General features: G+C 66.7%; 22 protein-coding genes. 15 read left to right on the forward strand and 7 right to left on the reverse strand.

All coding sequences use genetic code 11. The annotated features are described in order from the left end of the window. Window positions 1-80 precede the first annotated feature (80 nt). The 4 genes from VLK31_RS12740 to VLK31_RS12755 all read left to right on the forward strand — a co-directional run bounded on the left by VLK31_RS12740 (window position 81) and on the right by VLK31_RS12755 (window position 3,788). A complete protein-coding gene (locus VLK31_RS12740; RefSeq protein ID WP_409168778.1) occupies window positions 81-1,556 on the forward strand; it encodes a carotenoid oxygenase family protein in 1,476 nt (491 codons plus the stop codon). Then, entirely contained in the window at window positions 1,553-2,110 is a 558-nt protein-coding gene (locus VLK31_RS12745) for a hypothetical protein (protein WP_409168779.1), read from the forward strand. The genes VLK31_RS12740 and VLK31_RS12745 overlap by 4 nt, the downstream gene beginning before the upstream one ends. Window positions 2,111-2,167: 57 nt before the next feature. Continuing rightward, the gene (locus VLK31_RS12750; protein WP_409168780.1) at window positions 2,168-3,064 is read left to right on the forward strand and encodes a pirin family protein; all 897 of its coding nucleotides are present in this window, start codon (window positions 2,168-2,170) and stop codon (window positions 3,062-3,064) included. A 145-nt stretch (window positions 3,065-3,209) separates the two neighbouring features. Continuing rightward, the gene (locus tag VLK31_RS12755) at window positions 3,210-3,788 is read left to right on the forward strand and encodes a Spy/CpxP family protein refolding chaperone (RefSeq protein WP_409168781.1); all 579 of its coding nucleotides are present in this window, start codon (window positions 3,210-3,212) and stop codon (window positions 3,786-3,788) included. A 78-nt stretch (window positions 3,789-3,866) separates the two neighbouring features. Here VLK31_RS12755 and VLK31_RS12760 read toward each other — a convergent pair whose 3' ends face one another. Continuing rightward, window positions 3,867-4,295, reverse strand: coding sequence for a serine/threonine protein kinase (locus tag VLK31_RS12760; RefSeq protein ID WP_409168782.1), 429 nt, complete (start codon window positions 4,293-4,295; stop codon window positions 3,867-3,869). 258 nt (window positions 4,296-4,553) lie between these two features. Between VLK31_RS12760 and VLK31_RS12765 the strand changes: the two genes are divergently transcribed. From VLK31_RS12765 to VLK31_RS12780, 4 genes are all read left to right on the forward strand, one after another. Beyond that, the gene (locus VLK31_RS12765; RefSeq protein WP_409169241.1) at window positions 4,554-5,354 is read left to right on the forward strand and encodes an endonuclease/exonuclease/phosphatase family protein; all 801 of its coding nucleotides are present in this window, start codon (window positions 4,554-4,556) and stop codon (window positions 5,352-5,354) included. 14 nt (window positions 5,355-5,368) lie between these two features. Further along, window positions 5,369-6,637, forward strand: coding sequence for a cardiolipin synthase ClsB (gene clsB, locus VLK31_RS12770; RefSeq protein ID WP_409168783.1), 1,269 nt, complete (start codon window positions 5,369-5,371; stop codon window positions 6,635-6,637). Between the two features lie 22 nt (window positions 6,638-6,659). Continuing rightward, window positions 6,660-7,637, forward strand: a complete 978-nt coding sequence (locus tag VLK31_RS12775) for a lysylphosphatidylglycerol synthase domain-containing protein (protein WP_409168784.1) — start codon at window positions 6,660-6,662, stop codon at window positions 7,635-7,637. A gap of 98 nt (window positions 7,638-7,735) precedes the next feature. Beyond that, entirely contained in the window at window positions 7,736-8,233 is a 498-nt protein-coding gene (locus VLK31_RS12780) for a polyhydroxyalkanoate granule-associated phasin (RefSeq protein ID WP_409168785.1), read from the forward strand. Between the two features lie 20 nt (window positions 8,234-8,253). On the opposite strand, the gene VLK31_RS12785 is transcribed toward VLK31_RS12780, so the two are convergent. From VLK31_RS12785 to VLK31_RS12795, 3 genes are all read right to left on the reverse strand, one after another. Further along, window positions 8,254-9,510: a metallophosphoesterase gene (locus VLK31_RS12785; protein ID WP_409168786.1), complete on the reverse strand. Its 1,257-nt coding sequence runs from the start codon at window positions 9,508-9,510 to the stop codon at window positions 8,254-8,256. Window positions 9,511-9,694: 184 nt separating this feature from the next. Then, window positions 9,695-10,189: a hypothetical protein gene (locus VLK31_RS12790; RefSeq protein WP_409168787.1), complete on the reverse strand. Its 495-nt coding sequence runs from the start codon at window positions 10,187-10,189 to the stop codon at window positions 9,695-9,697. Window positions 10,190-10,320: 131 nt separating this feature from the next. Further along, the gene (locus VLK31_RS12795; RefSeq protein ID WP_409168788.1) at window positions 10,321-10,848 is read right to left on the reverse strand and encodes a hypothetical protein; all 528 of its coding nucleotides are present in this window, start codon (window positions 10,846-10,848) and stop codon (window positions 10,321-10,323) included. 332 nt (window positions 10,849-11,180) lie between these two features. On the opposite strand from VLK31_RS12795, the gene VLK31_RS12800 reads away from it, so the two are divergent. Continuing rightward, window positions 11,181-11,438, forward strand: coding sequence for a hypothetical protein (locus tag VLK31_RS12800; RefSeq protein WP_409168789.1), 258 nt, complete (start codon window positions 11,181-11,183; stop codon window positions 11,436-11,438). After that, window positions 11,423-11,869 (forward strand): hypothetical protein, encoded by a 447-nt coding sequence (locus VLK31_RS12805; RefSeq protein WP_409168790.1) that lies wholly within the window; start codon window positions 11,423-11,425, stop codon window positions 11,867-11,869. Before VLK31_RS12800 ends, VLK31_RS12805 begins: the two co-directional genes overlap by 16 nt. Window positions 11,870-11,946: 77 nt before the next feature. Here the strand turns inward: VLK31_RS12805 and gyrB are convergent, their stop codons facing one another. The 3 genes from gyrB to dnaA form a co-directional block, all read right to left on the reverse strand. After that, the gene (gene gyrB, locus VLK31_RS12810; protein ID WP_409168791.1) at window positions 11,947-14,568 is read right to left on the reverse strand and encodes a DNA topoisomerase (ATP-hydrolyzing) subunit B; all 2,622 of its coding nucleotides are present in this window, start codon (window positions 14,566-14,568) and stop codon (window positions 11,947-11,949) included. A gap of 134 nt (window positions 14,569-14,702) precedes the next feature. Further along, window positions 14,703-15,809, reverse strand: coding sequence for a DNA polymerase III subunit beta (gene dnaN / locus VLK31_RS12815; RefSeq protein ID WP_093128829.1), 1,107 nt, complete (start codon window positions 15,807-15,809; stop codon window positions 14,703-14,705). A gap of 95 nt (window positions 15,810-15,904) precedes the next feature. Then, window positions 15,905-17,284 carry a chromosomal replication initiator protein DnaA gene (dnaA, locus tag VLK31_RS12820; RefSeq protein WP_409168792.1) on the reverse strand — a complete coding sequence of 460 codons (1,380 nt, stop codon included), beginning with the start codon at window positions 17,282-17,284 and terminating at the stop codon, window positions 15,905-15,907. A 339-nt stretch (window positions 17,285-17,623) separates the two neighbouring features. Here dnaA and rpmH point away from each other — a divergent pair, with 339 nt between their 5' ends. The 5 genes from rpmH (at window position 17,624) to mnmE (ending at window position 21,773) form a co-directional block, all read left to right on the forward strand. Beyond that, a complete protein-coding gene (gene rpmH / locus VLK31_RS12825; protein WP_007834827.1) occupies window positions 17,624-17,758 on the forward strand; it encodes a 50S ribosomal protein L34 in 135 nt (44 codons plus the stop codon). Window positions 17,759-17,859: 101 nt separating this feature from the next. Beyond that, the gene (locus tag VLK31_RS12830; protein WP_409168793.1) at window positions 17,860-18,306 is read left to right on the forward strand and encodes a ribonuclease P protein component; all 447 of its coding nucleotides are present in this window, start codon (window positions 17,860-17,862) and stop codon (window positions 18,304-18,306) included. Next, entirely contained in the window at window positions 18,303-18,590 is a 288-nt protein-coding gene (gene yidD, locus VLK31_RS12835; protein ID WP_056574909.1) for a membrane protein insertion efficiency factor YidD, read from the forward strand. The genes VLK31_RS12830 and yidD overlap by 4 nt, the downstream gene beginning before the upstream one ends. Next, window positions 18,587-20,296, forward strand: coding sequence for a membrane protein insertase YidC (gene yidC, locus VLK31_RS12840; protein WP_409168794.1), 1,710 nt, complete (start codon window positions 18,587-18,589; stop codon window positions 20,294-20,296). Before yidD ends, yidC begins: the two co-directional genes overlap by 4 nt. Before the next feature lie 70 nt (window positions 20,297-20,366). Beyond that, window positions 20,367-21,773, forward strand: coding sequence for a tRNA uridine-5-carboxymethylaminomethyl(34) synthesis GTPase MnmE (gene mnmE / locus VLK31_RS12845; protein WP_409168795.1), 1,407 nt, complete (start codon window positions 20,367-20,369; stop codon window positions 21,771-21,773). Window positions 21,774-21,847 lie beyond the last annotated feature (74 nt).

A 21,847-nucleotide genomic window follows, 5' to 3' on the forward strand; every position in this document is an offset into this window, starting at 1 on the left:
TGACTTCAGGCGTGGACTCGAAGATATTTCCACTGGAAAGATCTTCAGAGACGCCTTCCACACCCCCTCCAGGAGCCCCGATGAACGATGTCATTGCCCGCAGCGCACCACCTCCCAACATGGCGCCGATCGATTTCGAGACCGACCTCGGCCCGCTGCCGCTGAAGGGCAGCTTGCCCGCCGGCCTGCGCGGCACGCTGGTGCGCAACGGACCGAATCCGGTGGCGCCCGACCCGAAGGCGCACTGGTTTTCGGGGGACGGCATGCTGCACGCGTTCAGCCTGGGCGGTGGTCAGGAAGATGGTCAGGGTGGCGGGGAGGTGCGCTACCGCAACCGCTGGGTGCGCACCCAGCGCTGGCAGGCGGCCGCCGACGGTCGGGAGCTGCCCGGCGGCTTTCAGCAAGCAGCGCTGAACGAGCAGCCCAAGCAGCAGCACGACGATGGCTCGGCCAATACCAACATCGTCGGCCACGCCGGGCGCATGCTGGCGCTCGAAGAGGCGCACCTGCCGGTCGAAGTGGCGCTGCCCGCGCTCGACACGCTGGGCGCCACCGACTTCGGCGGCGGCCTGCACGGCAGCTTCACCGCGCACCCCAAGACCGACCCGAAAACCGGTGAGCTGCTGTTCTTCGGCTACGGCACGCCGGCGCCGCTGTCCAACGGCATGAGCTTCGGCGTGATGTCGCCCGAGGGCCGCGTCACGCGCTTCGAGCGTTTCGAGGCGCCCTACGCCAGCATGGTCCACGACTTCATGGTGACCGAGCGGCATGTGATGTTTCCCATCATGCCGCTCACCGCCAGCATGGAGCGCGCGCAAAGCGGCCGCCCGCCCTATGCGTGGGAGCCGGCGTACGGCACCCGCGTGGGCCTGATGCCGCGCAACGGCAGCACCGCCGACATCGTCTGGTGGAGCGGGCCCGCCTGCTATGTGTTCCATGTCATGAACGCGTGGGAAGCCGACGGCAGCCTGTTTGCCGACGTGGTGCAGTTCCCCACGCCACCGCTGTTCCCCCGCCCCGACGGCTCGCCCGTGAGCGACAAGCCGCCGCTGAGCCGGCTGGTGCGCTGGCAGTTCGACCTGTCAAGCCCGGAACACATGTTCACGCAGACGCAGCTCGAAGACATGCCGGGCGAGTTTCCGCGCATCGACGAGCGCTTTGCCGGCCTGCCCTACCGCCACGGCTGGTATGTGTGCCGCGGCGTCTCGCAGCCGGGCGAGCCGCCGCGCCTGTACGCGGGGCTGGTGCACATCGACCACAGCACGCCGCAGCGCGACGTGTACCTGTTTCCCGCGCCCGACGTGGTGTCCGAAGGCGTGTTCGTGCCCCGCAGCGCCGACGCGCCGGAGGGCGACGGCTGGCTGCTGGCCACCGTGTGGCGCGGCGCCACCGACACCAGCGACCTGGTGGTGTTCGACGCGCGCGCGCTCGCGGCCGGCCCGCTGTGCGTGGCCTCGTTGCCGCACCGCGTGCCGGTCGGTTTTCATGGCAACTGGTTCCCGCAAAACTCACAAGACCCCCAAGACCCACAAGACCCACAAGGAGCTTCGTCATGAGCATGCTGCTGGCCTTTGCGCCCTTCATCGTCTTCGCGCTGTGCGACCGCCTGCTGGGCGTGGTGCCGGCGCTGTCGGCCGCGGCGCTGGTGGCGGCCGTGCTGCTGGTGCGCGACTGGCTCACGCCGGGGCGCACGGTGAAGGTGCTGGAGATCGGCACCGTGCTGCTGTTCGGCGGCCTGGCGGCGTACGCGGTGGCCACGCACACCGAATGGTCGCTGCTGGGCGTGCGGCTGCGGGTGGACGCGGGCCTGCTGCTCGTGGTGCTCGCCACCATGGCCATCGGCCAGCCCTTCACGCTGCAGTACGCCAAGGAGCGCACGCCGCCCGAGGTGTGGACGCAGCCGGGCTTCAGGCGAGTGAACAACGTCATCACCGCCGCCTGGGCCGTGGCCTTCGCGCTGATGGTGCTGGCCGACGTGGCCATGGTCTACATGCCCGCGCTGCCGCTGTGGGTGGGCATTGCGGTGACGGTGGTGGCCATCGTGGGCGCGGTTCGCTTCACGCAGTGGTATCCCGAGCACATGCGGGCCAGGTTTCAAGGCGCCGGCTGACACGGGGCGGCCGGCGCATGGGTGGCGCCCGGCCCGCGTTGGTGCCACCATGGCCGCATGACGAACGCCAACCACCATGCCAACCACCCCACCGACTCCGTCGCCGTGCCGCGCGGCATCGACCACATCGTGGCCGGTGTGTCCACCAGCGACGGTGACGGCGTGAAGCTCACGCGGGTGCTCCAGCAGCCGCTGCAAAAGCGCCTCGACCCTTACCTGATGCTCGACGCCTTCGGCAGCGACAACCCGGGCGACTACATCGGCGGCTTTCCCAACCACCCGCACCGCGGCTTCGAAACCGTCACCTACATGATTGCGGGGCGCATGCGCCACCGCGACAGCGCCGGCCACGAGGGCCTGCTGCAGAACGGCGGCGTGCAATGGATGACCGCCGGGCGCGGCCTGGTGCACAGCGAGCTGCCAGAGCAGGAAGAAGGCCTGATGGAAGGCTTTCAGCTGTGGCTCAACCTGCCCGCCAAGGACAAGATGCGCGAGCCCTGGTACCGCGACATCCAGAGCGAAGAGATTCCCGAATTCACCACCACGCAGGGCGTGCATGTGCGCGTGATTGCCGGTGCGAGCCACGGCATCGAGGGCGCGGTGCAGCGCGCGCACACCGAGCCGCTGTACCTGGACATCACCTTGCCGCCGGGCGCCGAGTTTGCGCAGCCGCTGCCGGACGACCACAACGCGCTGGTCTATGTGTTTCGCGAATCGGTGTGGATCGCGGGCAGCGAGATACCGACGCGCCGCATGGCCATTCTGGCCAACGACACGGGCAGCGACGGCGTGGTGCTGCGCGCGGGTGCCACCAACCACAGCCCGGCCCGCGCACTGCTCATCGCGGGCAAGCCGCTGCGCGAGCCCATTGCCCAGTACGGGCCCTTCGTGATGAACACGCAGGAGCAGGTGAAGCAGGCGGTGCACGACTTCCAGAACGGCAAGCTGGGGTGAAGGTGCGAGGGCGTTCGCTTCATTCGCGCCGTTCATTGTTCTTTACGCAAGCTCACGCTGGGCTAACGGTTGCGATACAGGCGTCTTCCACACTTCAACTCACCTGCTGCCCCCCGGTAGCAGTCTTCGAAAGGAAGCACTTCTCATGATCTCTCTTCGCCAACGCATCGTCTGGGCCAGCCTGCTCGGTTCGGCCGCCCTCGCCTCTTCGGGCGCCTTCGCTCAAGCGCCGGCCGCTCCCACCGCAGCCGCTCCCACCGCCGCGGTGGCCCAGGCCGACAACGCTGCCGCACCCAAGGCGCAGCACCCGCGCATGGACCCCGCCAAGCGCATGGAGCGCATGCAGGAGCACCGCGCCAAGCGTCTTGCCGCCCTGAAGGACAAGCTCAAGCTGAACGCCTCGCAGGAAGGCGCCTGGTCGAGCTTCACCGCCGCGAGCCAGCCGCCCGCCGGTGCCCGCCCGCCCCGCATGGACCGCGCCGAGTTCGCCAAGCTGACCACGCCGCAACGCCTGGAACGCATGCAGACCCGCCAGGCCGAGCGCAGCGCCATGTTCGCCAAGCGTGCCGACGCCACCAAGACCTTCTACGCCGCGCTCACGCCGGACCAGCAGAAGACCTTCGACACGGAGACGGCGCACTTCGGCGGCCCGCGCGGTCACCACGGCCATGGCGGCCACGGTGGTCCTGACGGCCAGCGCGGCGCGGCACCTGCCAAGGGCTGATTCGCGTCAGCCGCAAAAAAGCCCGCGGCGCGCAAGCGCCGCGGGCTTTTTCTTGGTCGGTTTTGCCAAGCGGGCGGTTTACTTCGGCGTGCCGGTCTTGTCGGTCGGGTTGGTCACCACGTCCGGGCGCTCGCCCTTCTGGCCGAACTGCGGCTTCACCTTGCGCCCGGTCTGGCTGACCTCGGCGCGCGACATCTCGCCGGTGGGCTGCGGCATGGCGTTGGGCTGGTGGTTGACCGTGGTGGTGGCCTCGCCCTTGGGCACCAAGCTGTCGGCGTTGTTGCGGTTCTGCACGCGGGCTTCGGCCTTCACGGCTTCGCGCGAGGCCGGCATCGAGTTGTCGGGGCGTTGCGGCGGGTTGGCCACGCCGGCCGGCGTCATCGTGCTGGCCTGGCCGCCCACCGACGGGTCGGGTGCGGCAGGCACGGAGGTGGTCTGCGCGGTGGCGAGGCTGGCTGCGCCCAGCAGCGCGGCGAGAACCGTGGCGTGGAAAGTGGCTTGCTTCATGGAGTGCTCCTTGTGGCTTGTCTCGTATCGGTGAATGAAAACGCGGGCTGCTTTCTCAAGGCCCTGAAATCACCGTAGGAGCGCCGAAAAACCTGTCGTGTCGGGGTGCGGCAGGCCTGGCTGTAGGAGTCGACCGCCCTCCGCCGCAAGGGCGGCGACGTGCAGCGACATGCGGCGACGTGCGGCAAGAAAGGGGCGCGAGAAGGTGGCGCGTTCCTACAGTCAGGCGGCCAACGGCCACGTACAACCGATATGACGATGTCTTCTTCGCCCAACCCCGCTGCTGCAACCGCTGCGACCACCCCCCAAACGCCGACCTCCTTGAAGGTCATGACGGTGAACACCCACAAGGGCTTCACCGCGCTGAACCGCAAGTTCATCCTGCCGGAGCTGCGCGACGCCGTGCGCACCGTGGGCGCGGACGTGGTGTTTCTGCAGGAGGTGCTGGGCACGCACTCGCGCCACGAGCGCAAGGTGAGCAACTGGCCCGAGGCACCGCACTACGAATTTCTGGCCGACACCATGTGGCCGCAGTTCGCCTATGGGCGCAACGCCGTGTATCCGAAGGGGCACCACGGCAACGCGGTGCTGTCGAAATTTCCGATCGTGCATTTCCGCAACCACGACGTGTCGGTGAGCGGGCCTGAGAAGCGCGGGCTGCTGCACTGCGTGCTGCGCCTGCCGGGCCGCACGGTCGACGTGCACGCCATCTGCGCGCACCTGGGCCTGGCCGAGGCGCATCGCGTGCAGCAGCTCGAACTGCTCTGTCACATCGTGCGCGACGAGGTGCCGCGCGACGCGCCGCTCATCGTGGCGGGCGACTTCAACGACTGGCGCGGCCGCGCACACGACATCCTGGAAAAAGGCGCCTCGCTGCGCGAGGTGTTCGTGCATGCCAACGGCCGTGCGGCCAAGACCTTTCCGGCACGCTTTCCGGTGCTGTCGCTGGACCGCATCTATGTGCGCAACGCCGGGGTGCATGCGCCCGTGGTGCTGCCGCGTCAACCGTGGTCGCACCTGTCGGACCATGCGCCGCTGGTGGCGAATATCGATCTTTGAGGCTCTGGCTGCGCATGAACAACAACAACCATTGGACTGGCGGCAACAGCATCGAGCTGCTGGAGAACGGCGAGGAGTTTTTTCCGCGCGTGTTCGACGCCATCCGCAACGCCAGGCGCGAAGCCATCGTCGAAACCTTCATCCTGTTCGAGGACAAGGTCGGCCTGCAGCTGCATGCCGCCATGCGCGAGGCCGCCCAGCGCGGCGTGAAGGTCGACCTGATGATCGACGGCTTCGGCTCGCCCGACCTGTCGCGCGAGTTCATCGAGGGGCTGACCTCTGTGGGCGTGAAGGTGCGCGTGTTCGACCCGGGTGCGCGCTTCATGGGCCAGCGGCTCAATGTGTTTCGCCGCATGCACCGCAAGATCGTGGTGGTCGATGGCGAGCGCGCGTTTGTGGGCGGCATCAACTATTCGGCCGACCACCTGCTCGACTTCGGCCCCAAGGCCAAGCAGGACTACGCGGTGGAGCTGAAGGGCCCGATCGTGGCGGAGATTCATCAGTTCGTGCTGCGCGCCATTGCGCTCGGTGGCAAGGGCGCGGGGTGGTTCCGCCGCCGCCTGAAGCAGGCGCCGGCGGCGCGGTTGAGCCCCGTGGGCGAAGCCGATGCGATGTTCGTCACGCGCGACAACCGGCGCCACACCAACGACATCGAGCGGCAGTACCGCGCGGCCATTCGCGCGGCCAAGGACCGCATCGTGATTGCCAATGCGTACTTCTTTCCGGGCTACCGGCTCATCAAGGAGCTGCGCCGCGCGGCGCGCCGCGGCGTGGACGTGCGGCTCATCCTGCAGGGCGAGCCCGACATGCCCATCGTGAAGATCGCCGCCAGCATGCTGTATCACCACCTGCTGCATGCGGGCGTGCGCATCTACGAATACTGCGAACGGCCGCTGCACGGCAAGGTCGCGCTCATGGACGACAAGTGGAGCACCGTGGGCTCGAGCAACCTCGATCCGCTGAGCCTGTCGCTGAACCTCGAGTCGAACGTGATCGTGCGCGACAAGGCCTTCAACACGGTGCTGTGGGAGCGCATGGACCAGCTCATGCAGCACAGCTGCAAGCAGATTCAAGCAGCCGACCTGGCCAGCGAATGGAGCGGCTGGCGCCTGGTGCGCAGCTTCTTCGTGTTCCACATCATGCGTTGGTATCCGGCGCTGCTGGGTCGCTTGCCGCGCCACGTGCCGCGCCTGACGCCGGCCGAAGCCACCGACCTGGCGAACCGTCGCGACACCGGCCTGAGCAACCCGACCGGCGGCGCCACCCAGACCGAAGCCGCCTGAGCCGGCGGCGCATTCCAATTCCATGAGCGCAATGGCCCTGACCTGCACCGCCTGGTGGCCCTGGGCCCGTCGCGCCGTGGTGTGGGGCTTCTTCGCGCTGATTGCATGGCTGCTGGTGACACAGGCACGCACCATCGACTGGGGCGAGGTGCTCGACGCCATTCGCGCGCTGCCCGCCACCACCCTGCTCGCGGCTGGCGCGTTGGCGGCCTGCAGCTTTGCGCTGTACAGCACCTACGACCTGCTCGGGCGGCACCTGACCCGGCATCAGCTGGGCGCGGGCACCGTGATGGGCGTGACCTTCATCAGCTATGCCTTCAATCTCAACCTGGGCTCGCTGGTGGGGGGCGTGGCGTTTCGCTATCGCCTCTATTCGCGCCTGGGGCTGGGCAACGACACGATCACGCGCGTGCTGGGCTTCAGCATGCTGACCAACTGGTTCGGCTACCTTGTGGTGGCGGGCGCGGCCTTCTGCTTCTGGCCGCTGGCGCTGCCGCCGACCTGGAAGATCGGCAACGAGGGGCTGCGCATGCTGGGCGCGGCGCTGCTGCTGGTGGCGCTTGCCTATCTGGTGCTTTGCGCTGTGGCCAAGGGCCGTGTCTGGCAGGTGCGCGGGCACAGCTTCAAGACGCCGAGCCTGCCAATGGCGCTGCTGCAACTGGCGATGTCGTGCGCCAACTGGTCGCTGATCGGCGGGGTGATCTGGGTGTTGCTGCAGGGCCAGGTCGACTATGTGCACGTGCTGGCCGTGCTGCTGGTGGCCGCCGTGGCCGGCGTGGTGACGCATGTGCCGGCGGGGCTTGGCGTGCTGGAGGCGGTGTTCGTGGCGCTACTGGCCCACGCGGTGGCCGAGACGCAGTTGCTGGGGGCGCTGCTGGCGTACCGCGGCCTGTATTACCTGCTGCCGCTGGTGGTGGCGACGCTCGGCTACCTGGTGACAGAGGTGCGCGCCCGGCGGCTGCGCGCGGCGAAGGGGCCTGTGCTTGAGCCTGCAAAGTAGGACTAATGCCTCAATACAGCGTTGTAATTGTTGCACTGCACCAATTTCAACGTGGGAAGCCTATAGTGGCCCGACCACCCCTTCACCCCCACGCCCACATGTCATCGCTCTCCTCCGCCGCCCGTCTGGCCAACCCGCTCATGCAGTGGTTCGACCTGGCACTCAAGACCCACGAGATGCTGCTGTCCTCCGGCTCGGTGATCCGCATGCGCACCGAGCGCATGGCCAAGGCCGGCCTCACGCCCAGCCCGGCCGATCTGGCCGAGTTCCAGCTGATGGGCCAGGAAAAGCTCACGGCCGCGAGTGAATCGGGCATGGCCATGGTCAAGCAGTGGCACAGCAGCCAGTTTTCGTTGGCCAACCGCGCGGTGCAGCAATGGGTGCAGGGCACCACCGCTTTCCTGCTGCTGGCAGGCAGCGTGACGCCGGCCCAGGCCGTGGCCAACGGCGACGCCTTCGTGCAGTCGGCCGCCGGCTCCGTCAACGCCGCCAGCCAGCTGCCGGGCATGGCGGCACGCATTGCGCGCGAAGGCCTCAAGCCGATTCATGCGGCCGCCACGTCCAACGCACGCCGTCTGGCTGACCTCGAGGCCTGAACCCTGCCCCGGCAAAGCTCTCAGGGCTTGGCCGGCACCAGCGTCAGCAGCGTGATTTCAGAGGGCGCGCCAAAGCGCTTGGGCGGGCCCCAGTAGCCGGTGCCCCGGCTCACATACACCCACATGTCGTGCAGCCGGTGCAGCCCTGCCGTGAAGGGCTGCTGCATCGGCACGAACAGGTTCCACGGAAAGAACTGGCCGCCATGCGTGTGGCCCGACAGCTGCAGCTGGTAGCCCGCTGCGGCGGCCAGCGTGGCGCTGCGCGGCTGGTGCGCCAGCAGCACGCGCGTGTGCACCAACGGCGGCGCATCGTGCAGCGCCAGGTGTGGGTCGCTGGCATGGGCCGCGTCGAAATGCCCGGCGGTGAAGTCCGTCACGCCGGCGAGCACCAGCGCGCTTTCGAACAGTTCTTCGTCGGTCTGCGCGCCGCGCACGTTGCGCGTCTGCAGCACCACATGCTCGTTGAGCAGCACCTTCAGGCCGAGCCGGCGCAGCTCGTCGATCCAGGCGTGCGCGCCCGCGTAGTACTCGTGGTTGCCGGTGACCACGAAGGTGCCGTGGCGCGCGCGCAGTCCGGCCAGCGGCGCGATGTGCTCGCGCAATTCGGCCACCGAGCCGTCGACCAGGTCGCCGGTGATGGCAATGGCGTCCGCGCCCAGCCGGTTGACCGCGTCGACGATGCGCTGGATGTACGAGTGGCGGATGGTCGGGCCCACGTGAATGTCGCTGAGCTGCGCGATCGTGAAGCCTTCTAGCGCCTGCGGCAGCCCCTGAATGGGAACGTCGACGCGCTTCACGCTGGCCGTGCGGCGCGCGTTGAAGAAGCCGATGGCCGACGTGGCCGTGGCCAGCGCCAGCACCGCCAGCGCGCTCCACTGTTTCAGGGCCGCCCACTGCACCTGTGCACCGCCCAGCGCGCTGGCCAGCCAGGTCAGGCCCAGGCCGGTGTCACGCACCAGCGTGAGCACGAACATGGAGGAGAACCAGCCCATGCTGATCAGCCCGACCCATTTCAGGACGGTGCCCAGCGAGGCGTCACGCCCGATGCGCCGAGACATGAAAGGCAGCGGAATGGTCAGCGCAGACACCGCCAGCGCCAGGAGCGCCAGGAGCGCCAGCGGCCAGGCGGGCGTGAGCACGGCCAGTGCCGGCAGCAGGCGCAGCGCAATGTAGACGTGCAACAGCGCGGTCAGGGCGCTCAGGGGACGGATCGGCATCGGGACAATGGGTTCGGGCACTGCCCGGGATACACCACCTGCAAGGCGCATGCCGTGCATTCAAGAGACTGCGATGCGCCATGGCCGCTATTTTTTCTATAGCGCAGCACGCCCGGATAGCGGGCGTTGTGGCGTGACCAAGCCCTTTGGGCCAACACCCGCGCGGGGGCGATGCCGGTGCGCGCTTGCGACGGATGGCACCCGGCTGCGCTCGATCGCGAGCGCCTCCCGTGCGCCGCTCGCCCTACTGCACCGTGTGCGTGCTGGCCGAAGCCATGTCGGTGCCCGCGGGCCAGACAAAGCTCGCCTTGGCCGATGCGCCTTCGGGCACGCGCAGCGGCTGCTTGAGCACCTGGCTGCCCAGGCGCGCTTCCACTTCGTAGCTGCCCGGCTCCAGCCGCGCCACCATGAACGGGCCGCCCGAGGTCACGTTGTCGATGAGGGCCACGCCGTGGGCGTCGCGCACCGTCACATGCACGTTGGCCGCAAAGTCGGCGCCCTTGCTGTCCTTCACCGAAAACTCGAAGGTGGCCGGCCAGCGCGGCGCCACCGTTTCCATCAGCTGGGCTTCGTCGCTGCCGATGCCGCCGCTCATGTACTCGACGCCGTGCGACATGTAGATCGGCGGATTCACCGCCGCCTGGGCCGACGACACCGCCGACAGCGCGCCCAGCAGAACGGCGCCACAGAACAACGCGGCTTGCACAGGCCGCATGCGCGATGGAAAACGGGAGGTCATGGTCTGGATCCTTTCCTGGTCGACGTACGTGGCGACGGGCCACGCAGCCACTGTGGCGCGCGTGGCTTAGGAAAGGCTGACCTGAAATGAAAACCGGCACACCTGTTGGCGTGCCGGTGTGACCGAACGCCTCAGCGCGCGGCCGAGCTTTGCGCCAGCGTCTGCGGCAGCTGCGGTGCCACCGAGGCCATGTCGAAGTTCGACGGCCAGACGAAGGCCGCGCGGGCCGGCAGCCCGGCAATCACCACCAGCGACTGCGTCAGCGTGAGGCCGCCGAGCGTCACGTTCACGTCGTAGGCACCGGGGTTCAGGCGCGCGAGCATGTAGGGCGACTGCGTCTGCACGTCCATCACCACCTGACCGGTGTACTTCTGGCGAATCTGCACCGCGGCCTTGGCCGGAAAGCCGCCCTGCTGCGCGCCCTTGCCGTCGCTCACGCCCAGCGCGATGGTGGCGGCCCAGCGCGGCGACACCATTTCCATGAAGGCGGCCTCGTCACGCGCGGCGCCGCCGCACATGTACTCGATGCCTTGCGCCACTTCGATGGGCGGGTTGGAGAACGCATGGGCCGGCGTGACCGAAGCCAGCGCCCCGAGGAAAGCTGCTGTGCCGCTCATTACCAGCGCGGCCAGTGGCCGGCGGAGACGCGAAGGGTTCATTGCTGTGTGGTCCTCGATCTTGCGTAACGTGAAATCCGACGAGGATTTTGCTTAGCAAGAGTCGGGCTAGATATAGCGTTTACGAGGAACGATCTGCGGATTCAGTTTGAATGCTATTGTTTTCATAGCTGATGACGCCCGTGTGACGCGCGCGTTGGCCACATTTGCTGACAAACCTCACGCAAACCCTGATCGGCCTTCTTTTGCGCTGTTTCGTCTTTCCTGCGGCGTTTAGGCGTCGGATTCCGCAAGCGTGCATGGCGCAGGCCTACAGCGGTGCATCGAGGCGCGCGATATCAATGGGGCAACAGACCAAAGAAGGAGCCTCAGACATGACCCTCGAATCGACGATCCGGGAATTCAAGAAAGTCGACGCCCAGCGGGCGGACTACCCCGGCGAGCACCTTGTGGTGCTGGGCGCGGGCGTGCTGCTTTTGCTGGCGGCGGGCAGCAGCCGCTCCTTTCTCACGCGCGTGATCGCGGGGGCTGCGGGTGGCGCGTTGATCGGGCGTGCGGCCAGTGGCACCGGCGGCATCGCCAAGCTGGCGGGAACGTTGCAGGGCGGAGCTTGGGCATGGAAGCGTCGCTGAACAGCCGGCAGGGCCACGTGGTGCGGGATGCGGCCGCCTCTGCAGGCCCCGCACGCTACTGGCCGCTGTGCCTGGCGGTGGCGCTGGTGGCGATGTTCGCCTTCTACGTGACGCTGCAGGGGCTCGTGCGAGAGAGCGCAGCGCGGGCGCCGGCCCAGGCGAGCGTGACGCCTGCATCCGTGCAGCCTCCGCTTTCGAGCGAGAGCGAGGATCGCGCAGTTCGTGAAGTCGCCACACGGCCAGTGGCAGTGGCCGCCCTGCCCGCCGCTGCCTTTGTGCCGCTGCAGCGCACGCGGGTCGACTCGCCGCGCATGGCGACGCCGGTGCGTCTCGACGTGACCAAGTGCATCACGCCGTCAGGCGAAGCCGAGTACTCCGACGGGCCGTGCTCCGAAGGCGCGCGCGTCACGACCTTGCACCTTCAGGAATGACAAACGCCCGGGTGAACCGGGCGTTTGGATGTTTTGCGGGATGTCGGCGCCGCGGCAAGCGGCAGCCGGGGCATGCATCACACGTCGATATTCGCTGCCCGCAGCGCGTTCTGCTCGATGAACTCCCGGCGCGGCTCCACCTCGTCGCCCATCAGCATCGTGAACACGCGGTCGGCTTCGATCGCGTCGTCGATCTGCACGCGCAGCAGGCGACGTACGGTCGGGTCCATCGTGGTTTCCCAAAGCTGGGCGGGGTTCATCTCGCCCAGGCCCTTGTAGCGCTGGCGCGAGGTGGCGCGTTCGGCTTCACCGATCAGCCACTTCATGGCCTGGCGGAAGTCGTCGACCTTTTCTTCCTTGGCGCGCTCGCCTTCGCCGCGCTTCACCAGCGCGCCTTCGGTGCTCAGCAAGCCGCGGAAGGTGTCGGCAGCCCCGGCCAGGGCCGCGTAGTCGGCGCCGTGCACAAAGTCCTGCGTCAGCACGCTGCTCTTGATGTTGCCGTGGTGCCGGCGGCTGATGCGCAGCAGCGGCTTGTCGGTGCGCACGTCGAACTCGCTGCTCACCTCGGCCGGAATGCCGGTGGTGTTGAGCTCGCGCAGCTTGGTCTGCAGCGCCACGGCCGAGGCTTCGGCGGCGGGCGTGGTGTCCAGGTCGAGCGCCACGCCGTCGGCAATGGCGCGCAGCGCCTCGGCGTCCATGAAGTTGCGCAGGCGCGCAATGACGGCCTCGGCCACCTGGTGCTTGCGCGCCAGTTCGCCCAGGGTGTCGCCGCTCAGCGTGGTGGAGTTGGCGCCGCCGGTCTCGATGCGCGCGTCTTTCAGCGCCACCTTGAGCAGGAAGGCGTCCAGCGCGGGGCCGTCCTTCAGGTACTGCTCTTCTTTGCCGGACTTCACCTTGTACAGCGGCGGTTGCGCGATGTAGATGTGGCCACGTTCCACCAGCTCCGGCATCTGCCGGTAGAAGAACGTGAGCAGCAGCGTGCGGATGTGGGCGCCGTCAACGTCGGCGTCGGTCATGATGATGATGCGGTGGTAGCGCAGCTTGGCGACGTTGAAGTCGTCCGCGCCGCCGCCCGCGGTGGTAGCGCCGGCACGGCCGATGCCGGTGCCCAACGCGGTGATCATCGTGAGAATTTCGTTGCTGGTGAGCAGCTTCTCGTAGCGCGCTTTTTCCACGTTCAGGATCTTGCCGCGCAGCGGCAGGATGGCCTGGAACTTACGGTCGCGGCCCTGCTTGGCGGAACCGCCGGCGGAGTCACCCTCCACCAGGTAGACCTCGCACAGGGCGGGGTCCTTTTCCTGGCAGTCGGCCAGCTTGCCGGGCAGGCCCATGCCGTCGAGCACGCCCTTGCGGCGCGTCATTTCGCGTGCCTTGCGGGCCGCTTCACGGGCACGGGCGGCCTCGACGATCTTGCCGCAGATGATCTTGGCGTCGGCCGGGCGCTCTTGCAGGTAGTCGGTCAGCAGGCGCCCGACGATGTCTTCCACCGGCGCGCGCACTTCGCTGGACACCAGCTTGTCCTTGGTCTGGCTCGAGAACTTGGGCTCGGGCACCTTCACGCTCAGCACGCAGCAAAGGCCTTCGCGCATGTCGTCGCCGGTGACCTCGACCTTCGCCTTCTTGGCGAACTCGTGCTCTTCGATGTACTTGTTGATGACGCGGGTCATCGCGGCGCGCAGGCCGGTCAGGTGGGTGCCGCCGTCACGCTGGGGAATGTTGTTGGTGAAGCACAGCACCTGTTCGTTGTAGCCGCTGTTCCACTGCATCGCCACTTCCACGCCGATGTGGGTGCCCGGAATGCCGCCGTAGGTTTCGGCCGGCTTCTCGCCCTCGGCGTAGAACGAGTTCGGATGCAACACGGTCTTGCCCTTGTTGATGAACTCGACAAAGCCGCGCACGCCGCCGGCGCCCGAGAAGTCGTCTTCCTTGCCGCTGCGCTCGTCCTTCAGGCGGATGCGCACACCGTTGTTCAAAAAGCTCAGCTCGCGCAGGCGCTTGCTCAGGATCTCGTAGTGGAAGTCAGCGTTTTCCTTGAAGATTTCGGTGTCGGGCAAGAAGTGCACTTCGGTGCCGCGCTTGTCGGTGTCGCCGATGATCTTCATGGGCGAGACTTCGAAGCCGTTCACGGTGCTCAGTAGCCGGTCTTGCACGAAGCCGCGGCTGAACTGCAGCTCGTGGATCTTGCCTTCGCGCCGCACCACCAGGCGCAGCATGATGCTGAGCGCGTTCACGCAGCTCACGCCCACGCCGTGCAGGCCGCCCGAGACCTTGTAGCTGTTCTGGTTGAACTTGCCGCCGGCGTGCAGCTCGGTCAGGGCAATTTCAGCGGCCGAGCGCTTGGGCTCGTGCTTGTCGTCCATCTTCACGCCGGTGGGAATGCCGCGGCCGTTGTCGGTGACGCTGATGGAGTTGTCGGTGTGAATGGTCACGACGATGTCGTCGCAATGACCCGCCAGCGCCTCGTCGATGGAGTTGTCCACCACCTCGAACACCAGGTGGTGCAGGCCCGTGCCGTCGGAGGTGTCGCCGATGTACATGCCGGGGCGCTTGCGCACCGCCTCGAGCCCTTCGAGGATCGTGATCGAGCCTTCCCCGTAGCTGGTGTCGGCGGCAATGACCTCGGGCGGCACGACCTGCACTTCAGGTGTGTAGACCGGCTCGGTGTGCGGCACTTCGGGCTTGTTTTCTTCAGCACTCATTCGGATATTCCTCTGTCTCTCACGGCATTCACGTGATTTGTCGGGCTCTCAAAAGCTCAATTTGCCGCCTTTTGAAAGCGCAAACCCGCGGAGGGCCGCGGGCTGTGTGCGCAAGGCGCTTCGGGGTCTGTCTGCTAGATACGCATCGGCATCACGACGTACTTGAAGGATGCGTTCTCGGGAATGGTGAGCAGCGCCGAACTGTTCGAATCGGCCAGGTCCAGCTTGACCATGTCCTGGTCCATGTTCGACAGCGCGTCGATCAGGTAGGTGACGTTGAAGCCAATCTCGATGCTGTCGCCGCCGTAGTCGATGTCGAGCTCGTCCTGGGCTTCTTCCTGCTCGGCGTTGTTCGACGCGATGCGCAGCGTGCCCGGCTCGATGTTCAGGCGCACGCCCTTGAACTTCTCGCTGGTCAGGATGGCGGTGCGCTGCAGGCTGGCCAACAGCGGCGCGCGGCCGAGCGTGACGGTGTTCTTGTGGTTCTTCGGAATCACGCGGTTGTAGTCGGGGAACTTGCCCTCGACCAGCTTGGTGACGAACTCCATGCCGCCAAAGCTGAACTTGGCCTGGTTGTTGGCAAACTGCATCTCGATGGCGCCTTCGGCGTCCGACAGCAGGCGCTGCATTTCGAGCACGGTCTTGCGCGGAAGAATCACTTCTTGCCGCGGCACTTCGACGTCGAGCGTGGCCGACGAGAACGCCAGGCGGTGGCCGTCGGTGGCCACCAGGCTCAGCTGCTTGCCTTCGGCCACGAACAGGATGCCGTTCAGGTAGTAGCGGATGTCGTGCACGGCCATGGCGAAGGACACTTGCGAGAGCAGGTCCTTCAGCGTCTTTTGCGGCACGCTGAACACAGGGCCGAAATTGGCGGCTTCCTGCACCAGCGGAAAGTCTTCGGCGGGCAGCGACTGCAGCGTGAAGCGGCTCTTGCCGCCCTTGAGCACCAGCTTGCTGGCGCTCGACTCGAGGCTGACGGTCTGGTCGGCCGGCATGGTGCGCAGAATGTCGATGAGCTTGCGCGCGCCGATGGTGGTGGTGAAGTTGCCTTCGTCGCCACCCAGTTCGGCGGTGGTGCGGATCTGGATCTCGAGGTCGCTGGTGGTCAGTTGCAGCTGGCCGCCGGTCTTGCGAATCAGCACGTTCGCCAGAATAGGCAGGGTGTGACGCCGCTCCACGATGCCCGCCACCGACTGCAGCGCGGCGAGGACTTTGTCTTGGTTTGCCTTCAAAACGATCATGTCTTCTTCCTCTTCTCTATCTCTTTGAATCAGCTTGTAAGGGCGCCATTCTCCGCTGTCGCGAGGGGCGTTCCTGATGGCATCGGGCTTCTTCTTCAGCCCTTGAGCGTCTGTTCGAGCACGTGGAGCTGCTGGTTGAGCTCGGTGAGCTGCTGGCGCTCGCCCGAAATCTTGCGCACCGCGTGCAGCACCGTGGTGTGGTCGCGCCCGCCGAACAGCTCGCCAATTTCCGGCAGGCTCTTTTGCGTGAGCTCCTTGGCCAGGTACATCGCAATCTGCCGCGGCCGCGCAATGCTGGCCGGGCGTTTCTTGCTGTACATGTCGGCGACCTTGATCTTGTAATAGTCGGCCACCGTCTTCTGGATATTCTCGACCGAGATCTGCCGATTCTGGATCGACAGCAGGTCGCGCAGCGCCTCGCGCGCCAGGGCGATCGAGATCTCTTTCTGGTTGAAGCGCGAGTAAGCCAGGATCTTGCGCAGCGCGCCTTCGAGCTCGCGCACGTTGGAGCGCACGTTCTTGGCGACGAAAAAGGCCACTTCCTCGGGCATTTCGGCCGATTCGGCGCGCGCCTTGTTGATCAAAATGGCCACGCGCATTTCGAGCTCGGGCGGCTCGATGGCCACCGTGAGACCGGAGTCAAAGCGCGAAACCAGTCGCTCATGGATGTCCGCCAGGCCCTTCGGATAGGTGTCGCTGGTCATCACGATGTGCGACTTCTTGGCGAGCAGGGCCTCGAACGCGTTGAAGAACTCTTCCTGCGTGCGGTCCTTGTTGGCGAAGAACTGCACATCGTCGATCAGCAACAGATCGAGCGAGTGATAGCGCTCCTTGAACTCGTCGAAAGTCTTGCGTTGATACGCCTTGACCACATCCGACACGAACTGCTCGGCGTGGATGTAGAGAACTTTGGAATCCGGCCTGTCGGCGAGCAGCCGATTGCCCACGGCGTGCATCAGGTGGGTCTTGCCCAGGCCGACGCCGCCGTAGATGAAAAGCGGGTTGTACAGATGGCCCGGCATGCCGGCCACGTGCATGGCGGCGGCGCGCGCCATTCGGTTGGCCGTGCCCTCCACCAGGGTGTCGAAAGTGAGGCCGGAATTCAACCGGTTCTTGAAACCGGCGGCGGCGGGTTCTTCGCCCGGGCCGGCCACGTCGCGCGGCACGTCGGTTTCGGCCATGACCGTGATGGGCGCAGAGCGCACGGGGGTTTCACGAGGAGCAAGCGCTAACTCGACAGCCACCGGCTGGCCGTACATCTTCTCGGCCATGGCGGCAATCTTGCCGGCGTACTGGGCCCGGATCCAGTCGAGCTTGAAGCGGTTGGCGACGAACACGGTCATGCGCGACAGGTCGTCGGCAACCTGTGCGGTCAGGGGCTTGATCCAGGTGTTGAACTGCTGCTCGGACAGCTCCTGCGCGAGCTGGTCGACGCAGGCCTGCCAGAGGCTTTCGCCGATGCCGTCAGTGGACATGGGCGTTTGAAAAAGTGGTGAGACCCTCGGGCATTTTTGGTATTGGTATTGTGGATATTCTCTGCGGGAAGGCGCCCGGCATTCTAACTTGTCAAAGCCTTATCCACACGCTTGCAAGGTTGGGGAAAGGCCCGCAAATCCAGTCGAAGATTGTCCCCGCCGCCAATGTTTGCGATAATTGCGGGTTTCCCTGAAAACCTCTTTGCGTTCGTCACTGTCGCGAGGAGTAGGAGTTCAGGGGTCTCCCTGGGTCATCCCATTACGCTCCCCCGGCGCCCCGCGGGTTCTTCATGCTTTCCGCACGAAGGGCCAGCGCGAACAGGGAATTAGGAAATCACCATGAAACGCACCTACCAAGCATCCAAAGTCCGCCGCGCCCGTACCCACGGCTTTCTGGTCCGCATGAAGACCCGTGGCGGCCGTGCCGTCATCAACGCACGCCGCGCCAAGGGCCGCAAGCGCCTGGCCGTCTGACGGCAGCCCACCTGCCGTTGCCAGCAGCCGACACGTCAGCGCAGGCTCCAGCAGCTGGCGCTTCCGGTTCGACCGGTCACGATGTGAGCGGCCCGGCTTCCATGCAGCGGCTCAAGACCCGCGCGCAATTCCAGGCCGCCCTCGCAGGTGCCACCGTGGCGCGCACTGCCCATTTCGCATTGCATCGCTGTGCGCTCGACCTCGCGTCGAGCGCACAGCCGTTGTTCGTGTCCGACGATGTCTGGCTGGGTGCCATGGTGCCCAAGCGCTGGGCGCGTCGTGCGGTCACGCGCAACGCCATCAAGCGCCAGATTTACGCCGTGAGCGCTGCTCCGGGCGTTGCCTTGCCACGTGCCGCGCACGTGGTGCGGCTGCGCGCGGGCTTCGATCGCAAGGAATTCGTGAGCGCCACTTCGGACAAGCTCAAGGCAGCCGTTCGCGCCGAACTCCAGCAATTGCTGGCGCGGGCCGCGCGCCCGCCTGCGCCCGCTCCGCGCACGGTGCCGCCCCCGGCGGCGCCGCCCACCGCACCTTCCTCCTCATCATGAAACGCCTGCTGATCGGCCTCGTGAAGGGCTACCGCCTGCTGCTGAGCCCCTGGCTCGGCCAGTCGTGCCGCTTCACGCCGACCTGCTCGGTGTATTCGATCGAGGCGCTCGAAGTGCATGGCGCGCTCAAGGGCAGCTACCTCACTCTGCACCGCATCGCGCGCTGCCAACCCTGGTGCCAGGGTGGCCACGATCCGGTTCCACCGAAATCACAGCGTCGCACTGACAAGTCAGGATCGCTGTTTTCGTCTCTTCTCTCCTCCGACAAGAAGTCTTCGTCATGAACGATATCCGCCGCACGATCCTGTGGGTGATTTTTGGGTTCTCGCTGGTGCTGCTGTGGGACCAATGGCAGGTCTTCAACGGCAACAAGCCGACCTTCCTGCCATCGAGCAAGCCGGCCGTCACGGCTGCCGCGCCCGCCAACGCACCTGCCGCCAACGGCGTGCCGACCGCGTCTGGCGGCAGCGGCACCACCGGCAATGCCGGCGCCGTGCCCACGCAGGCCGCTGCGGCCGCGCCGCGCGAGCAGGTCAACGTGACCACCGACCTGTTCAAGGCCACGATCGACAGCGAAGGCGCCACGGTCAACCGCCTGGAGCTGCGCAAGTACGACGAAGCCGACCGCACCACCCACGTGGTGCTGTTCGAAAACGGCTCGCCCGCCACCCGCTACGTCGCTCAGACCGGCCTGCTCAACCAGGTCGACACCGGTGAACGCTTCCCCAACCACCTGACGCCGATGACGCCGAAGGCCGGTCCGCGCGAAATGGCCGACGGCCAGAACACGCTGGAATTGAGCTTCGAGAGCGCCCCCGTCGGCGGCCTGAAGTACATCAAGACCTACGTGTTCCACCGCGGCGACTACGCCATCGGCGTGCGCCACGAAGTGGTCAACGTGAGCGACCAGCCGCGCGAAGCGCAGCTGTACATGCAGCTGCTGCGCCACGGCACCGTGGCCGCCGGCACCATGTTCGGCACCAACACCTTCACCGGTCCGGCCGCGTACACCAACGAGAAGAAGTTCCACAAGCTCGACTTCAAGGACATCGCCAAGGGCAAGGTCGAGCCGCCGCCCGCCGCCAACGACGGCTGGGTGGCCATGGTTCAGCATTACTTCGTGTCGGCCTGGCTGCTCAAGGGCGACCCGGTCAGCGACCAGCTGCGCCGCGAATTCCGCGTGAAGGACCTGGGCGACAACCTGTTCACCGTGGCCATGGTCGCCACGCTGCCCAAGATCGCCCCGGGCGCCACGCAGGTCGTGAACAGCACGCTGTTCGCGGGCCCCGAGGAAGAAAAGAAGCTCGAAGCCATCGCCCCCGGCCTTGACCTGGTGAAGGACTACGGCATCTTCGCCATCATCTCCAAGCCGCTGTACTGGCTGCTCAACCAGCTGCACGGTGTGCTCGGAAACTGGGGCTGGTCGATCGTGGCGCTGGTGGTGCTGCTGAAGGCGGCCTTCTACTGGCTCAACGCCAAGGCCTACGCCAGCATGGCCAAGATGAAGGCCATCAACCCCAAGATCATGGAAATGCGCGAGCGGCTGAAGGACAAGCCGCAAGAGATGCAGCAGGAAATGATGCGGATCTACAAGACCGAGAAGGTCAATCCGATGGGCGGCTGCTTCCCCATCGTGATTCAGATTCCGGTGTTCATTGCGCTGTACTGGGTGCTGCTGTCGTCGGTCGAGATGCGCCACGCCCCGTGGATTCTCTGGATCACCGACCTGTCGGCACCCGACCCCTGGTACATCCTGCCGGTGGTCATGACCGCCACCTCGCTGTTCCAGACCTGGCTCAACCCGACGCCACCCGATCCGATGCAGGCCAAGCTGATGTGGATCATGCCGCTCGCGTTCAGCGTGATGTTCATCTTCTTCCCGGCCGGCCTGGTGCTGTACTGGATCACCAACAACACGCTGTCGATTGCGCAGCAGTGGTTCATCAACAAGCGCCTGGGCGTGCTCGGCAACGTCAAGGCCAAGAAGTAGCCGCTCGGCGCCCAAGCCACCTCATGAAGGGCCGCGAAAGCGGCCCTTTTTTGCTGAAAGAATCCGCACCATGCTCGCCCGCACCTCCGACCCCATCGTCGCCATCGCCACTGCACCGGGGCGCGGGGCGGTCGGCATCGTGCGGGTGTCGGGTGCGCGGCTGGCGCCGCTGATCGAGGCCATCTGCGGGCGCGCGCTCAAGCCGCGCGAAGCCACCTACCTGCCGTTCAAGGACAAGGGCGGCGAGCCGGTCGACCACGGCCTGGCCCTCCACTTTCCGTCGCCTCACTCTTTCACCGGCGAAGACGTGCTCGAGCTGCAGGCCCACGGCGGCACCGTCGTGCTGCAGCTGCTGCTGGCGCGCTGCCTGGAGGCCGCGGCCGAAGTCGACCCGCTCACCGGCCGCCCTCGCCTTGCCGGCCTGCGCGTGGCGGAGCCTGGTGAGTTCAGCCAGCGCGCCTTTCTCAACGGCAAGATCGACCTGGCGCAGGCCGAGGCCATTGCCGACCTGATCGACGCCAGCACCGAGGCCGCCGCGCGCAGCGCGGGCCGCTCGCTGTCGGGCGCGTTCTCGCGCGAGATCCACACGCTGCGCGACGCGCTGATCCATCTGCGCATGCTGGTGGAGGCCACGCTGGACTTTCCGGAAGAAGAAATCGACTTCCTGCAGAAGGCCGACGCCACCGGGCAGCTCGCCAGGCTGCAGGCGCAACTGGCCGCCGTGCAGCAGCGTGCGCGTCAGGGCGCCTTGCTGCGCGAGGGCATCAAGGTGGTGATTGCGGGTCAGCCCAACGCGGGCAAGAGTTCGCTGCTGAACGCGCTGGCCGGCGCCGAGCTGGCCATCGTGAGCGCGGTGGCGGGCACCACGCGCGACGTGGTCTCGCAAACCATCCAGATCCACGGCGTGCCGCTGCACGTGGCCGACACCGCCGGGCTGCGCGAGAGCAGCGACGAGGTCGAGCAGATTGGCGTGGCGCGGGCCTGGGGCCAGATCGAGAGCGCCGACGCCGTGCTGTTCCTGCACGACCTGACGCGCGCGCACCTGGGCGACTACGCCGCCGCCGACGCCGACATCCTGCTCAACCTGCGCCGCAAGCTGCCCGCCAGCGTGCCGGTGCTCGATGTGTGGAACAAGCAGGACGCGGCACCCGACGCGCACCTCGAACAGGGCATTGCGCTGTCCGCCAAGACCGGCCTGGGCATCGAGGCGCTGCGCGAGCAGCTGCTGGCCGTGGCCGGCTGGCAGGCCGTGCCCGAGGGCGTGTACCTGGCGCGGGCGCGCCATGTGCAGGCGCTGGCGCAGGTGGAGACGCACCTCTCGCTGGCCGCGGCGCACCTCGCGGCTCAGGCGCAACTGCTCGACCTGCTGGCCGAAGAGCTGCGCCTGGCGCAGAACGCGCTGAACGAGATCACCGGTGAGTTTGGCGCGGACGACCTGCTGGGGGTCATCTTTTCGCGCTTCTGCATCGGCAAATAGCGGCCATGGCAGCCCAACGCGTAAACAGTTGTAGCCGAATCTTGCGGGCTTCGCGGATACTTCCGCCAACTTGC

Source organism: Variovorax sp. H27-G14, from assembly GCF_046156345.1.
Taxonomy (GTDB): Bacteria; Pseudomonadota; Gammaproteobacteria; order Burkholderiales; family Burkholderiaceae_C; genus Variovorax.